We start from the raw sequence: 15,821 nt of genomic DNA on the forward strand, positions 1-15,821 counted from the left end.
AATGATTGAACAACAGGGCGTTATTGCTCTAAGCGTAGCAGTGCACCCAATGAATGATCGCTTGCCAATAGCGCGCACTGCTTGAATCTATCTGCACGCTTTTGCGCGAATTTCACCTAATACTCATCCATCGAGCGGCTCAACCGCCAAAACACCCCAATCCCTCATCTAATTTTGACCGGCCAAAAATGCGCGGACCGCCTGTTCGGTCACCCGTGTTAGATGATGTTTGGAATTTTCCATTGAATCCTTGAGGGTCATCGGGCCGACACACAAACTAAACACGGCATCGATGCCGCTTTCATGCAGCGCTCCTAACTTCGATCCAACGGCGCCGGCAATGGCAAAACAGGGTATTCCCCGTGCTTTGGCAGCAGCCCCCACTCCGCCTGGGGCTTTGCCAAAGACGGTTTGAAAGTCGATCTGTCCTTCCCCGGTGAGCACCAGATCGGCGCCTTTCAGTTTTTTATCCAGATCGACGAGTTCAAAGATGAGATCGATCCCTTTGCAGAGCTTAGCGCCAAGAAAGGCATGCAAGCCGGCACCCAGCCCGCCGGCTGCACCGGCACCCGGCATATCGATCACGTCTACACCCAGCTGTTTTTTAATCAGTTGGGCCAGATTTTTCAGTCCGTGGTCGAGCTCTTTGACCTGTGCAGGACTGGCCCCTTTTTGGGGCCCATAGACCGCTGCGGCACCTTTTGGTCCGCAGAGCGGATTGTCGACATCGCAAACCGCATCAAAGAGGGTGGTTTTAACACGGGGGTCCAGTCCTGACATATCAATTTCACGGATGGCTGCCAGAGAGGATCCTATACCTGGTAATTCCGCACCCTGTTTATCCAGAAAACGAACGCCTAACGCCTGGGCCATGCCGATACCGCCATCATTGGTGGCGCTGCCCCCGATCCCCACATCGATGCGTTTTGCGCCCAGGTCCAGGCCGGCTCTGATTAATTCACCGGTGCCGAACGTGGTCGTCAGGGTTGGATCCTGCAACTCATTGGGCAGCAGGGCCAGACCGCTGGCCAAGGCCATCTCCACAGTCACCAGATTCATGGTTTTCACATAACAGTATTCCGCTTCTACTTCACTGCCGCGCGGACCGGTCACTTTAAGAACGCGTTTTTCGCCGTGTAAAGCCTCCAGCGCCACATCCACCAGCCCGTCTCCGCCGTCTGCCACCGGGACCTGAACCACCTCGGCTTCGGGAAGCACCTGAGCGATGCCCTTGGCCATGGCACGCGCGGCCTCAATGGCAGTCAGCGACCCTTTAAACGCATTTGGCGCTGCAACGATTTTCATTGGCATTTTCTTTTCGATTTGCTTATTGATAAATTCGTTCTGGAGCGCTTGGCAAAATTTGAATTCCTCATTTTTCGCTTTTCGGAGAAACCTGTTTATTCCTGGTATAAAACGCTATCATCTACTTAGCTTTGGATACATACTACGGTCTCTTGGGCAATTTCAAGTTCTTCATTGGTGGGAATAACGAGGATCTTGGTGGTACTATTTTGGGTTTGAATTTCAAAAGCATTTTTGGAGGGGCTGCTGTTCTTCAAAGGATCGACTTCGACACTCAGATGTGTCAGCCCCTGGCAGGCGCGCTCGCGGATCAGCGCCGATTTTTCACCGATTCCGGCTGTAAAAATAAGCGCATCCACACGGCCCAGGACGGCATAGTATGCACCGATATATTTTTTAATGCGGTAGCAAACCATATCGATGGCCAGCTGTGCCCGGGAATCACCCGCTTGAGCTGATTGTATGATCTCGCGCATATCAATGATATCGCAGATACCTTTCAAGCCGCTGTTTTTGTTGAGCAAGGTTTCGACTTCATCTCGGGTCAGCCCGGTTTTTCTTTTGAGATAGAAGACAATGGCCGGATCGATATCACCGCAGCGGGTGCCCATGATTAGCCCCTCCAGAGGTGTCATACCCATTGAGGTATCAATACTTTTGCCGTCTTTGATGGCGGCCGCGCTTGCACCATTGCCCAGATGCAGCGTGATGAGGTTCAACCTATTCAACGGCCGGTTCATCATTTTTGCAGCCTGTTTGGCAACATAGCTGTGAGATGTGCCGTGGAAGCCGTACCGGCGCACCTGATGGGCTTTGTAGAGATCATGAGGTATGGCATAACGATAGGCATGTTCGGGAAGCGACTGATGAAAGGCCGTATCAAACACAGCCACCTGCGGAACATGCGGTGCACTCTGCATGGCGACTTCGATACCCATCAAATTGGCCGGATTGTGTAACGGCGCCAAAGCACTCAGCTGGTGGATGGTGTCGATCACGGTTTTGTCAATCAGGGTGGTCTTTTTAAATGCTTCGCCGCCATGAACCACGCGATGGCCGATACCCGCCAGTTCTTTGGTGTTCCGCAATGCGCCCGATTCGCGCAACGTATTGTCCATCAATTGAAATCCGGCCAGATGATCGGCAACGGTTTCTGTTTTAACGATTTCATCCATTTTTCCCCGTTCGTTACGGGTTTTATGCGTCAGTCGACTCTGCGGTTCACCGATCTGCTCTATCAGGCCGGACGCCAAAACGGTTTTGGCGTTCATGTCAAAAAGCCGGTATTTAATCGAAGAACTGCCGGAATTGAGCACCAATATCTTCATAAATGCCTTCTTTCCAGGTAAAGGGTGTTGGCTATCAACTTAACTGTCACATTTTGGTCAAAAATTTGGTTTCAGGTGTCAGTGTTCAGGTGTCAGCAAAAAAAAATGCCAGAGGTCAAAAGACAGAGTGCAGCGGGCAGGTAGGCACATCAAGTGGCAGCTGTTTTCATATGTTTTCTTAAAACCTGACACCCGAAACTTGACACCTGAAACCCATTGAATGTAATTTTTAACCAACAGCACTGATCCGATATGATAGAAAATTGTATACCTACTTACGCGATATTTTGAGCCTGAATAGCGGTAATAGCGACGGTATTGACGATATCGGGTATTGTGCAGCCTCGGCTCAAATCGTTGACCGGTTTGTTCAATCCTTGCAGAATGGGGCCAATGGCCACGGCATTGGCAGATCGTTGCACGGCCTTATACAAGTTATTGCCGGTATTTAAATCCGGGAAAATAAAGACAGTGGCTGTACCGGCCACCTCGCTTTTGGGAAGTTTGGTCCTGGCAACTCCCGCGTCCACGGCGGCATCGTACTGAATCGGTCCTTCAATCTTCAAATTTGGCAGACGTTCTTTAACGATCTGGGTGGCCTGCCGTACTTTATCGACATCTTTGCCTTTACCGGATTCGCCGGTGGAGTAAGAGCACATCGCAACGCGCGGCTCGATTCCATAGATGGCAGCGGTTTCAGCCGAGCTGATGGCGATTTCTGCCAGCTGTTCAGCATTGGGGTCCGGATTGACCGCACAATCACCGTAAACCAGCACACGGTCGGCCAGGCACATCAGAAACACGCTGGAGACAACTGAAAAACCTGGCTGTGTGCGGATAATCTGGAGGGCGGGCAGGATGGTCTCCGCCGTTGTGTGAATAGACCCCGACACCATACCATCAGCCAAATTATGGTACACCATCAAGGTACCGAAAAAATTGACACCGGTCACTGAGTCGGCAGCCATTTTTTCAGTTACGCCCTTGTGTCGGCGCAATTCGAAATAGGTCTTGGCAAAATCCTTAAGGTGGTCGGAAGTATGGGGGTCAATTATCTTAACCCCTTTCAGGTTGAGACCCAGCGTTCCGATTTTGTTTGTAATTTCCTCCGGATTGCCCAGCAACGTGAGTTCGGCGACCCCGCGCCGCAAAATGATTTCGCCGGCGCGTAATATACGTTCCTCTTCACCTTCCGGCATGACAATGTGACGCCGGTTGTCCTTGGCACGTTCAATCAGTTCATATTCGAACATAATCGGCGTGACCCGGTTGGAACGCACGACTTCAATCCGGTCTTCGAGTTGTTGGGTATCAATATGGCTTTCAAAAACACCCAGGGCCGCAGCGATCTTGCGATCATTTTCAGGTGTCAGGGCCGCGCGCACGACGCTGGCATTCATGGCGGTGTCATAGGTGTCTGTCTTAACGCTGATCACCGGTATTGGAGAATAATTTTTCAAGCCTTTGATTAGGTCCTGGACGGGGTCTTCAGGTGTCAGTCCGCCGCTTAACATCAAACCGGCAATATTGGGCGACGTCTCGGAGACACTGGAGGCAATGCAAGCCAGGACAACATCAGCACGGTCGCCCGGTGTGATGATCAGATCCCCATCCCCAATGCGGTCTAAAAAGTTGGGTAAATTCATGGCAGCGATTTTAAGATCATGCACTTCCCGGTTTAATCCCTTGGGGTCACCCTGCAGGATATGTGCTCCGAGGCTGCGCGTGATTTCCCCCACCGTTGGTTTGCCAAGGCTGGGCTCTTCGGGCAATATGTATATTGGATCCTTTTCCAGCCCTATTTTTTTGATTTGATCCTGGATCGCTGCAATGGCGTTGCGATCCACACGGTTAACAATCGTCGCCAGGACCGTACACCCTTTTTCTTCAAACAATTCCCTGGTTACCTGGACGGTATCTACAGCTTCATCTGCTGATTTACCGCGCCCATTGACAAGGGTAAGGATCGGGGCTCCCAGATTATTGGCCACTTCAGCGTTAAATTCGAACTCAAACGCCGACGCCACACCGGTAAAATCTGTGCCCTCGCATAGAATAAATTGGCATTTGCGCTGCAACTCTTTGAATTTTTTCAAAATGCCCTTTAAAAGGCCTTCGTCTTTTCCATCCGCAACAAGATTTCGCGCCTCTTCGTGTGTATAGGCAAACATCTCTTCATAAGCGAGCTCTAAATTATAACGTGTCTTAATTAAACGGATATTGTTATCCGGTTCTTTGCTCGAATGCACCACGGGCCGGAAATAGCCGACTCGGCGAATGCGTCTGGAAAGCAACTCCATCAGACCGAGGGCCACAACCGATTTGCCGCTGCCCGGTGCTATGGCGGCGATATATAGACTGGTTGCCATATGAGCCTCCTCTGGCTATAAATGTATACTGTTTTTTTGACTTAATGTCATAGTTATCTTCTGAGTGTCGGCAGATGTCAACATCTGATACGCTGAATTGTAGATGGCTGTTTGCCGACGCTATCCGTGTGATGGCGGGCGCATGGGTCTCCGGCGATACGGTTGCTGTAATTTTTAAATTTATGCTGTAGGAATTTAGACTGAACTAGATATCATGCGCCACGCCGAAGCTGCTTTCAGGCTTGTGCGATCACTGAAGCGGCCAAAACGCCCGGTCCGCCGGTAATGCCCCCGCCGGGATGGCTGCCGCTGCCGCATAGATACAACCCTTTGATCGGTGTTTGGTAACGGGCACATTCGGGGCTGGGTCTTAAAAGCATCTGATCAAGGGCGTTCTCGCCGTGCAGAAGATGCCCTTGAACCAGACCGTAGCGCTCCTCCAGGTCAACCGGAGTCAATACTTCTCGGCCCACGATGGCATTGCGCACCCCCGGAGCGTATTGCGTCAGGGTTGTCACGACGCTATCCCCTAATTTTTCAGCCTGGTCATGGCTCCATTGCGGTTGCAGATGATAGGGCACGCAGTAAACCAAAATCGAAACCACGCTGTGTCCGGTTGGGGCCAGATTCGGATTTGACACAGTGGGGATATGAATGTCCAGAATGGGATCGGCGGGCAAATGGCCGTACTTGCAAGCGTCAAAGGCCTTTTCAATGTGGTCCAGGTGGTGGCCGGTCCGGGCAAAGGCGATTCTTTCTCCGGCACGGCCCTGAAACGCCAGCTGGGTATTTAATGCCAGATTTACTTTAGCAGTTGTTCCGGTACCGCGAACATGCTGCAACCGCTGCTCTTGCCAGTTTGTAACCCGATTGCCGGCTATCAGTTCCAAAAAGGTATGTCGGGGATCGCATGAGGCCGCCACAATATCGGTTGGAATCTGCTCACCATCTTTGAGCACCACCCCTTTAATTTGCCCTTGGACAACCCGTATTTCGCTGACTGTGGTGTCGGTTCGAATATCACCCCCGAAAGAGCTGACGGCTTTCTCAAGAGCGTCAATCAGAGACCGCGGTCCGCCTTTTATGCGGTATCGGGCGCTACATTCCCACAATAGCAGGTTAAAGGCAGTGCCGGGGCTCCAGGGGCCGGCGAAACTGTTGCTTAAACCCGTTCCCGCTAAAGCGGCCTTTAAGCGGTTATTGTCAAACCATTCGTTGAGCCAGTCTGCGACGCACATGGGTGCGATGCGCATTAAATCCATCATGGTCGTTTTGCCCAACCGGCGCAGGGCAAAACCGGTTTTGAAAAGCGCCCACAGTGCTCGTTTATCTGAAGCATTCATATCCGGCGGAAGCTCATCGAAGATGCGATTCATTACACCGGCAACATGTCTGATAAATCTGCGGTACAGACGATACTGACCCGCATCTTGCGGTGAGTAAAAACCGATTTCTTTGGCCGTTTGGCGCTCCTTATGGCCAATAAGTATGCCACGGTCCTCAGGGTCTAAAGCCAGAAATGACGGTCTTCCCGGACGGATTTCAAGACCATGGGTTTTTAAATCGAGACGTTTGATCATTTGGGCCCGAACCTGGCCGGAGTCGTGCAATACCCCGTCTGTGTGATATCCGGCATGAAATTCCTCTCCCGCCGCCAAGCCGCCGATGGTGCTGCGCCGTTCAAGGACCAGAACCTTGCGGCCCTGTTTGGCCAGGTAAGCAGCGGCAGTCAAACCGTTGTGCCCGGCACCAATGACGATGACGTCGTAGGCGTTCTTTGCCGATGTTTCCATTTTCAATTTTTATTTCGTCTAATCCATTTTTAAGGTTTCAGGTGTCAGGTGTCAGGTTTCAGGGTCGATTAGAAAGGCTGACACCTGAACACTGACACCTGAAAAATTTTTTTGAAATTTCACGAGTAACCAATAACGAATAACGCCTGCTAAAGTTCTGATTCCATCAGGACTTTAGCAAGGTTTTGGCGGCCAGCTCCCCGGGTGCGCCCATGATCCCGCCACCCGGGTGAACACAGGAACCACACATCCAGAGCTGATCGATGGGTGTCTGGTAGCGTGACCAGCCGGAAACCGGCCGAAAAGGCCCCAGTTGCTCCAAGCTCAATTCTCCCTGGAAAATATTGCCCTCGGTCAGACCCACTTCCTGCTCCAAATCCCAGGGCGTAATAACCTGGCGGTGCAGGATACTGTCTTTTAAATTGGGGCAGTATGCGGCCAGCGTGTCAACCACTGTATCTCCCAGTGCTTCCCGTTTTGACGGCCATTGTGCGGCGCCTTCTTTCAAATGGTAAGGTGCATATTGGACAAAAATGGAGATCACATGTTTGCCCGCTGGCGCTACGGTTGGATCCGTCAACGATGGGATGACGATGTCCAGGAAGGGGCGTTGCGAGAAATTGCCGTATTTGGCATCATCATAGGCTTTTTCCAGGTAATCGACTCCCGGTGCAATCGTGATATCACCCCGCAGATGCGGCCCGTCGCCCGGTTTGCTGCTGAAATTCGGCAGGCGGTCCACAGCCAAATTAACTTTAGCCGAACTGCCTCTGTATTTGAAGCGTTTAAGCTGTTGCACAAAATCAGCGTCCAGGTGCTTTTCGCCCACCAGCTTAAAAAACGTTTGATGGGCATCGGCGGCGGAAATGACGGTCTTGCTCCTGATTTCATGACCTCCCCGCACCACCACTCCAGCAGCCTTTCCCGCCCGTAAGATTATTTTTTCTACGGCGGCTTCGGTTCGAATGTCAGCGCCAAAAGATCTGGCGGCCCTTGCACAGGCCAGGCTGACCCCACCGGTACCCCCTTTGGAAAACCCCCATGAACGAAAAGCACCATCAATTTCTCCCATGTAATGGTGCAGCAGCACGTAGGCGGTGCCCGGAGACCTTACACCCAAAAAGGTTCCGATAATGCCGCTGACCGACATGGGACCGATCAAGCGGTCGGATTCAAACCACAGCTTCAAAAACTCAACCGCACTCATGGTCATCAGCTTGGTAAACACATATTTATCACCATCGCCGAGCGCCTTGAAGCGTCGTCCCAACCCGAGCAATTTCGTCAGTTCACCGATGCGCAATGTGGTCAGATCCGCAGCCGGTTCGTCAATCAAATGCTTTATAAAACTGGCCATTTGTGTCATGGCCAAAGAAAAGCGAGGTGCGACTTCCGCATCTTTGCGGCTGAAGCGTGCAATTTCGCGCCGGGTGGCCTCAGGGTCTCCGCAACGGGTCATCGATTCCCCGTCGGGAAAGGGCGTAAATGTGCATTCCAGCGGGATGACTTGGTATCCGTGCCGGGTGAGGTCGAGTTCGCGCACGATATGCGGACGAAAGAGGCTGACAACGTAAGAGTAAACTGAAAATGTGAATCCCGGAAAGATCTCATCACTGGCGGCGGCCCCTCCCAGAATATGCCTATTTTCCAGAACGAGTACTGTTTTACCGGCTTTTGCCAGATAAGCCGCACATACGAGCCCGTTATGTCCGCCACCGACCACAATAGCATCATAACTGGCAGTCGGGATGTCAGATTTAAACGGGACTGCAATTTGGGTGACTTGAGGCATACCATATTTCCTAAAAAATAAGCGTTCCGATTCAGGCTTTTTTGTGTTCCGGGTTATAAAACGGCATGGGCGCCACTTTTGCGGTAACGGTTTCGCGCTGGTATTCCACGGTATATTCAATTTTGAGCTCCGTGCCGATCTTTGCGTATTGGGATTCTACCGATGCCAGCGCCAGGTTTTTTTTGATCATTGGTGACCAGGCACCACTGGTGGCTTTGCCGATTTGTCGGTTGCCGTCACTATCATAAACCGGAACGCCACTGCGCCAGGCGCCGGGATGGACCTGTACCGGCAGCCCATGTTTGGCGTAAAGGGCTTCCTGTTCATCCCAGTGCAGCTCCAGCCCGACAAGTGACAGCTGAGGCCCTGCTGCAGACTCGGCTTTCAAAGCCGCCTGACCGCAAAAGGCCTCCCGCTCCAGGTCTACCGTCCAGCCAAGACCCAGCTCAAAAGGGGTCGATTTTTGTGATTCGACCAGGCAATGGGCAGCATTGTGAAATTCGATCCCGTTTAAAATAAGGCCAGCTTCAATGCGGGCAATGTCCAGAACATTCAGACCGAAGGGTTGCAGCAAATAAGATTGGCCAGCGGACATGAGCGCATCCCAGAGGGGCAGGGCGGCGGCATGATCCAGCCAGATCTCATAGCCCAGGTCACCGGTATATCCGGTACGGGATATCAGCACAGGCAGCTTGTCGATTCGGGTCGCCATGATATGGTAATAGGCCAATGCTGCCAGATCCATATCGCTGATCTGGCTGAGAATATCGCGGGATGTGGGTCCCTGGATAGCCAATGCAGCAATTTTTGTGGTGATATCTTCGACAGTGACATTCAGACCACGTTTGAACTGTTCGAACCAGGCGAGCATGGGCTCGGCAGTGTGTACCCGCAAACGGTCTGGGTCCAATCGAAAGACGGTGCCATCATCGATGATTTTGCCAAAGTCATCGCACCAGCAGCAATAGACCGCCCGACCGATCGGGATGTCTTCAATATTCTTGGTCATGATGCGGGACAAAAATAAAGCCGCATCCGGTCCGCTAACCTCGTATTTGAACAGCGGACTAATATCGATAACAGCGGCAGCATGCCGCAAACTGTAGTACTCGCTGTCGTTTGGCCAGCTATAGGAGGATACAGCGTAATAGCCGGCCCAATCGGTCCAGCGGTAGCTGGTGCACAATTCAAACGTGCGTTCATGAAAGGGAGAGGGTATTGGCATCTTTACAAAGGTTCAAGGGTTTAAAGGTTCAGGGTTCAAGGATTTCCGGTTTCGCTTTCGCAAGCTTCCGTCTTCGCATTAATATGCTGCGCCATGACAAGTCGCAGCGGCAAGCAGGGTTCAGAGGATCGGGAATTATCTGTTCTCTGTCATCTGACCTCTATCTTCTGACCTCTGGAACTAAACCGTGCGGGTTCGATATCTGGGATGCCTAAAGTTGTCAAGTCATTTTTATTTGCAAAAGACTGATTGACAAGCGATTTTTGACCCATTAGATTTGAAAACGCTCAAATCGGACAATACTGAACCCAAAAAGAAAAAAGTAACCAGGAAATCAAAAAAGAGCACCGGTTAAACGCTATAAAAAGGTTTAACCGGGCAGGCAACATCACGGGAAAAAACATCATAAATTTCTTGCTTTTATGCTTTCGTGTTTTTGTGGTAAATACATCATAAAGCAACCAACTATTATAATCTTGCAGTAAAACTTTAAACATGTTCCTGTTGAGTGGAGGTGGTTATGCCGTACGATCCGGAAAAAGACGTGACATTAAAAAGATGGAAATGCGATGAAACCGGTTTGGTGGTGTCAATCAATCAATATGGCGATAGCGAGCCAAAAGTTCAGATCGGACCTCGGATTTTATTGAAAAAAGACGGTAGCGAAAGAGCTCCGGTAAAAGCCGGACGACTGACAATCGAGGATCTGATGTGGCTATACGATATCATTGATGAGGTTAAAGAGGAGCTGACTGCTTTGCACAAACCGCAGTAATGGTTTTTGGTTATCCGCTAGTGGTTATTCGTTTTGGCACTTTGACCATCGGGGCAAAACCAAATAAAAAATAACTGACCGAAAATCCTTTGTTGTTTGGAATCATCTATTAGACGAGATGCAATCGATGCCTGGAATTAGCCAAAACGAGGCTATTATTTTTCCCAAAAAGGGAAAACGTTCTCCTGAGTTGGGACCATTGGCAGTGGTTGCCGGGACGGAAACCGATTCTTCCTTGCTGCGCAAATTATTGGGATTTGCTGCCGACGACTACCAAAAACTATTTACGAGTCGTTTATATGTTTCAAACAGATCGGCTGACGGAATATCCCTATGCGGTCCATTGGTTGGCGCACCCTACGCCGTAATGGTGCTTGAAAATTTGATCGCATGGGGCGTTGAGAAGATCATTTTTTTGGGCTGGTGCGGTTCAATATCGCAGCAGGTGAGCATTGGAGATATTGTTGTCGCGACCTCGGCCATTATTGATGAAGGTACATCCAAACACTATCAACCCGATGAGAATGACCAATCATTTCCTTCTGAATGGCTGACCGCCCGTCTTGTTGCTGATTTAAACAAGGCGCAAATCAGGTTCCACAGTGGGCCGATCTGGACAACAGATGCGATCTACCGTGAAACGCGGCGCAAAGTGGAAACGTATCAGCGCCGCCATGTGCTGGTAGTTGAGATGGAAATTTCGGCCCTGTTCACTGTGGCCGCCTATCGGGGTGCTGATCTGGGTGCTGTAGCAGTTGTTTCGGATGAATTGGCTTCGTTTAAATGGCGTCCCGGTTTCAACACAAAAGAATTCAAACGCGGTCGACAGACGGTCTGCGAGGTGATTAAAAACTTATGTCAGAAGATGTAAGCCCTCAAATCATAGCGAAAATTCAGGATCTCAGGGCGGCTCTGCACCGACATAACTATCGGTATTATGTGCTGGATGATCCCGAGATTTCGGACGCCGAGTATGATCGTTTATTGCAGGAATTAATACGGCTGGAAGAAAAATACCCCCAGTTGAAGCGCCCGGATTCTCCAACAGTGCGTGTCGGAGCACCACCGCTGGATAAATTTGATTCGGTGGCTCACAGTATTCCAATGCTGAGTCTGGACAATGGTTTCAATGACGATGATATCCTGGAATTTGACAAGAGGGTTAGCAGAAACCTGGGTGATACGGATAACATCATCTATACGGCGGAACCGAAAATGGATGGAGTTGCCGTTGAACTTATATATGAAAACGGAAAACTGGTCACCGCTGCCACTCGAGGAGACGGCCAGACAGGCGAGATGATCACGGCCAATGTCAAAACGATACAGACCGTACCACTGGTGATGCAGACACATCCATCAACTCCCGTTCCGTCGCGGTGTGAAATCAGGGGAGAAGTATTCATCGGCTTGGATGCCTTTAAACAGCTAAACCAGGAACGCGTTCAACAGGAACAGCCGCCGTTTGCCAATCCCAGAAATGCGGCGGCGGGATCTTTGCGGCAATTGGATTCTAAAATTACGGCAACCCGTCCGCTGGAGGTATTTTTCTATGGGGTCGGGGTTGTTGAAGATACGGTCTTTGAAACACACAAGGCACTTCTGGAGACCTTGAAGCAATGGGGATTCAGAATCAATCCGCTTATTCGTTCCGGCCTCACCATTGATGCGGTCTTAAATTATTTTCAGGAGCTAAGTGAGAAACGGCATCAGCTTGCGTACGACATCGATGGCGTTGTGGTCAAAGTCGACCGTATTGACCTCCAGGAACAATTGGGGACGACCTCACGAAGCCCGCGATGGGCCATTGCTTATAAATTCAAAGCCATTCAGGAGACAACAACCATCGAAGCGATCGATGTCCAAGTTGGCCGAACCGGTGTGCTCACACCCGTTGCCCATTTAAAGCCGGTCAATGTCGGTGGGGTCCGGGTCAGTCGGGCGACCCTGCATAATCAAGATGAAGTCGAAAAAAAAGACGTGCGCATCGGCGATCATGTACTGGTGCAAAGAGCCGGAGATGTTATTCCGGAGATTGTTAAAGTAATGGCATCAAAGCGTGATGGGAGCGAGACCATATTTAAGATGCCCCGGGTGTGCCCGGTCTGCGATTCGAAGGTAATTCGCATCGAAGGCGAGGCGGCCACGCGCTGTATTAACTCAAGTTGCTCTGCCCAGGTAAAAGAACGGATCAAACATTTCGCTGCCAAGGGTGCCTTTGATATTGACGGCCTGGGTGCTAAACTCGTTGAACAGCTCGTTGATAAAGAACTGTTGTCGTCGTATGCAGATATATTTAAACTGGATCAAGCCGTGCTGAGTGATTTGGAGCGAATGGGGGCTAAATCCGCCGCGAATCTTAAAAATGCCATTGAAAAGGCCAAATCGATTCCCTTTAGCCGTTTTCTTTTTGCCCTGGGGATACGGCACGTCGGTGAACATGTGGCAGCCTTATTGGCGGACCATTTTATCGATCTGGAAGCATTAATGGGGTGTTCGCGAGAAGAACTGGAAGCCGTCGCCGGTATCGGTCCAACTGTGGCCGAAAGTATCGTCAGGTTTTTTGAGCAGAAGCATAATCGGCGGATTATCGATCAGATGTTGGCCAGCGGGATAAAATTGGAGGTAACAGGTCCCCAAAAAACCGGTAAGCTCAACGGCCAGGTATTCGTGCTAACCGGCAAGCTTGAGAATTTTACGCGTTCCCAGGCCAAAGCGTTGATCGAGGCCGCCGGCGGCAAAGTCAGCGGATCTGTATCCGGCAATACGAACTATGTCGTCGGAGGGGATGCCCCAGGGTCAAAACTCACCAAAGCCAGGGAACTGGGCGTCACTGTAATTGATGAGACAGAATTTAAAGATTTATTGGGATAAACCTGATGCCTAAAAGGCTTGGAGGCTGGCAAGCTGATCTGATTATCGCCTTAAGCTTTCCAGCTTCCTGGCATCATAGCTTACAAGCAAAACATTTGTGAGGTTCACATGGAAAAACAGGTGCGTGCGCATGTGATTATATCCGGACGCGTGCAGGGCGTATTTTTCCGGGTCGAAACCCAGCGTGCTGCCGAACAATTTGGCGCCCTGGGTTGGGTTCGAAACAGACCCGACGGCACGGTTGAAGCTGTGTTCGAAGGCCAACAGCCGGATGTGGATGCTGTTCTCCAATGGTGCCAGGAAGGCCCTAATCTGGCAGTGGTTGAAAATGTAGACTTAGAGTGGCAGGATTATACCGGAGAGTTTAAACGCTTTGACATCACCTATTAAAGCTGTCTTAAAAATGCATCTAACGCCCAAGGGCTGTGTTAAAAACCGATTCAAAATGCTCGAATACTAACGTGTATGCTCCACTTTTGAATCGGTTTTTTGCCTTGCCCTTGGACGTAATCTACTATTTTTAAGACAGCTTTAAGTCTTTTTAAGCGTTGTTTTCGATAAACGAATAACAAATAACCAATAACGAATAACTCCTGCTGGGCTTTAGCGCCAGCGGGTTTAGAAACAGAACGGGCGATTTATTACAACAATAAATCACCCGTTGTTTTTAGAATGAAAATGCTTAAACGGCGTCTCTGAGTTTTTTGCCGGGTCGAAATTTGACGACGTTGGTGGCCTTAATTTTAATCGGCGCGCCGGTTTGCGGATTGCGTCCCTTACGGGCTTTACGGCGGACTTTCTGAAAAGTGCCGAAACCGACCAGGGTCACTTTGCCGTTCTTCTTCTTCAGTGCTTTGGTTACACCGTCCATAAACGAGTTAAGCGCGGCTGCTGCTGCAACCTTTGAAATTTTTGCATCTTTAGCCGCTTTTTCTACAAGTTCTGCCTTTGTCATAATGCTTTACCCCCTTCTAGTTTTGTTGATCTTAGGTTATGATTAATACGAACCGATCGCCTATTTGCCTGTTTCCATATAGAAAGATAAAATCGATGTCAACAGAAATCGACTTTTTACAATACTTTTTTTGAAAGAATCCCCGCTGAACGGCTGCATAACCGCATTTACAGGAAAATAAAATTCAAAATTCTGGTTTTTTGGCCGCACTTGCCAGGCGATCTTTTTGCTTCCGATGAAACAACTTTAGATCAGGGCATCGACAAATTTAGCAGCATCAAATTCCTGCAAATCATTCACCTGCTCACCGATGCCGATATATTTTAAAGGTATTTTCAGGGTATTACATATGCTGATGACAATGCCACCCTTGGCCGTGCCGTCAAGCTTGGTCAGTGCCAAACCCGTAACGCCAAGGGCGTCATTAAATAATTCGGCCTGTGATATCGCATTTTGACCGGTGGTGGCATCTAAAACCAGCAACACTTCATGGGGCGCATCCGGGATGGTTTTTGATATCGCCCTTTTTATTTTTTTTAATTCTTCCATTAAATTGACTTTGGTATGCAATCGACCGGCTGTGTCAATCAGAACCAGATCGGCACCACGGGCCTTTGCCGCCTCGACAGCATCAAATGCAACCGCTGCCGGATCAGCCATTTCTTTATGCTTGACAATATCCGCCTTGGCGCGATCAGCCCAGATGATGAGTTGATCGATTGCCGCCGCTCTGAAGGTGTCCGCTGCGCCAATCAGTACCTTTTTTCCAGCGCGGTTCGCGTGGGCCGCCAGTTTTCCAATTGTGGTGGTTTTCCCGGTCCCATTTACACCCACCACCATGATGACTTGGGGCTGCGCCGAAGGCTTTTTGTTGTCGGGTGCCTGGGGTGCAAGAATTGAAAAAATTTCAGTCTTGAGCAAGGTTTTAATTTCAGCTGTATCGGATATTTTTGACGCCGCGATCTTTTCCACGAGCGTCAGCGCTGTTTGAACCCCGATATCTGATGTAATTAACAATTCCTCAAGCTCTTCCAATAGATCGTCATCGATCTTTTGTTTCTGCGAAAAAATTCTATCAAAACCACCGGAGAACGTCTTGCGCGTCTTCGATAGTCGCTGCTTTAAGCGCTGAAAATAACCAACCGAAGGCTCGTCTTCGGTTTGCAGATCTTGGTCCTCAGGCCCACTTTCAGATGGCTGCGGGGGAGCATTTTCGCTATCGGTTGTATTTTTCTTGGATTTACCAAAAATCATTCCTGATCCTTGTAATCAACTTTTGTCACTCAGCACGAAGAACACGAAGATGCACGAAGTTGAACTTAAGATCATAGAGAATACTTGTTTTGTAACCTTCGTGATCTTCGTGGTTAAGTTAAATGTTGTTTTGAAAGTTTGAGCGGCTCAA

Annotated in this window: 12 protein-coding genes; 4 read left to right on the plus strand and 8 right to left on the minus strand. The window is 49.9% G+C overall.

The annotated features are described in order from the left end of the window. Positions 1–168: 168 nt before the first annotated feature. The 6 genes from QNJ26_05425 to QNJ26_05450 form a co-directional block, all read right to left on the minus strand. Positions 169–1,305: a glycerate kinase gene (locus tag QNJ26_05425; protein MDJ0984965.1), complete on the minus strand. Its 1,137-nt coding sequence runs from the start codon at positions 1,303–1,305 to the stop codon at positions 169–171. A gap of 125 nt (positions 1,306–1,430) precedes the next feature. Beyond that, a complete protein-coding gene (locus QNJ26_05430; GenBank protein ID MDJ0984966.1) occupies positions 1,431–2,633 on the minus strand; it encodes an acetate kinase in 1,203 nt (400 codons plus the stop codon). Positions 2,634–2,908: 275 nt separating this feature from the next. After that, positions 2,909–5,002, minus strand: coding sequence for a phosphate acetyltransferase (gene pta, locus QNJ26_05435; protein ID MDJ0984967.1), 2,094 nt, complete (start codon positions 5,000–5,002; stop codon positions 2,909–2,911). A 236-nt stretch (positions 5,003–5,238) separates the two neighbouring features. Further along, a complete protein-coding gene (locus tag QNJ26_05440) occupies positions 5,239–6,795 on the minus strand; it encodes an NAD(P)/FAD-dependent oxidoreductase (protein MDJ0984968.1) in 1,557 nt (518 codons plus the stop codon). Between the two features lie 166 nt (positions 6,796–6,961). Next, a complete protein-coding gene (locus tag QNJ26_05445; GenBank protein MDJ0984969.1) occupies positions 6,962–8,587 on the minus strand; it encodes an NAD(P)/FAD-dependent oxidoreductase in 1,626 nt (541 codons plus the stop codon). Positions 8,588–8,618: 31 nt separating this feature from the next. Further along, positions 8,619–9,812 carry an aminomethyltransferase family protein gene (locus QNJ26_05450; GenBank protein MDJ0984970.1) on the minus strand — a complete coding sequence of 398 codons (1,194 nt, stop codon included), beginning with the start codon at positions 9,810–9,812 and terminating at the stop codon, positions 8,619–8,621. A 520-nt stretch (positions 9,813–10,332) separates the two neighbouring features. On the opposite strand from QNJ26_05450, the gene QNJ26_05455 reads away from it, so the two are divergent. From QNJ26_05455 to QNJ26_05470, 4 genes are all read left to right on the plus strand, one after another. Then, the gene (locus QNJ26_05455; protein ID MDJ0984971.1) at positions 10,333–10,587 is read left to right on the plus strand and encodes a hypothetical protein; all 255 of its coding nucleotides are present in this window, start codon (positions 10,333–10,335) and stop codon (positions 10,585–10,587) included. Between the two features lie 127 nt (positions 10,588–10,714). Then, complete coding sequence (locus QNJ26_05460) at positions 10,715–11,458, plus strand: nucleoside phosphorylase (GenBank protein MDJ0984972.1); 744 nt, start codon at positions 10,715–10,717, stop codon at positions 11,456–11,458. Next, the gene (gene ligA / locus QNJ26_05465; protein MDJ0984973.1) at positions 11,443–13,461 is read left to right on the plus strand and encodes an NAD-dependent DNA ligase LigA; all 2,019 of its coding nucleotides are present in this window, start codon (positions 11,443–11,445) and stop codon (positions 13,459–13,461) included. Before QNJ26_05460 ends, ligA begins: the two co-directional genes overlap by 16 nt. Before the next feature lie 108 nt (positions 13,462–13,569). Further along, complete coding sequence (locus QNJ26_05470; GenBank protein ID MDJ0984974.1) at positions 13,570–13,851, plus strand: acylphosphatase; 282 nt, start codon at positions 13,570–13,572, stop codon at positions 13,849–13,851. A 292-nt stretch (positions 13,852–14,143) separates the two neighbouring features. Here QNJ26_05470 and QNJ26_05475 read toward each other — a convergent pair whose 3' ends face one another. Then, positions 14,144–14,416 carry an HU family DNA-binding protein gene (locus tag QNJ26_05475; protein MDJ0984975.1) on the minus strand — a complete coding sequence of 91 codons (273 nt, stop codon included), beginning with the start codon at positions 14,414–14,416 and terminating at the stop codon, positions 14,144–14,146. Positions 14,417–14,662: 246 nt separating this feature from the next. Continuing rightward, complete coding sequence (gene ftsY / locus QNJ26_05480; protein ID MDJ0984976.1) at positions 14,663–15,670, minus strand: signal recognition particle-docking protein FtsY; 1,008 nt, start codon at positions 15,668–15,670, stop codon at positions 14,663–14,665. Positions 15,671–15,821 lie beyond the last annotated feature (151 nt).

This window comes from Desulfobacterales bacterium (genome assembly GCA_030066985.1).
GTDB lineage: Bacteria > Desulfobacterota > Desulfobacteria > Desulfobacterales > JAHEIW01 > JAHEIW01.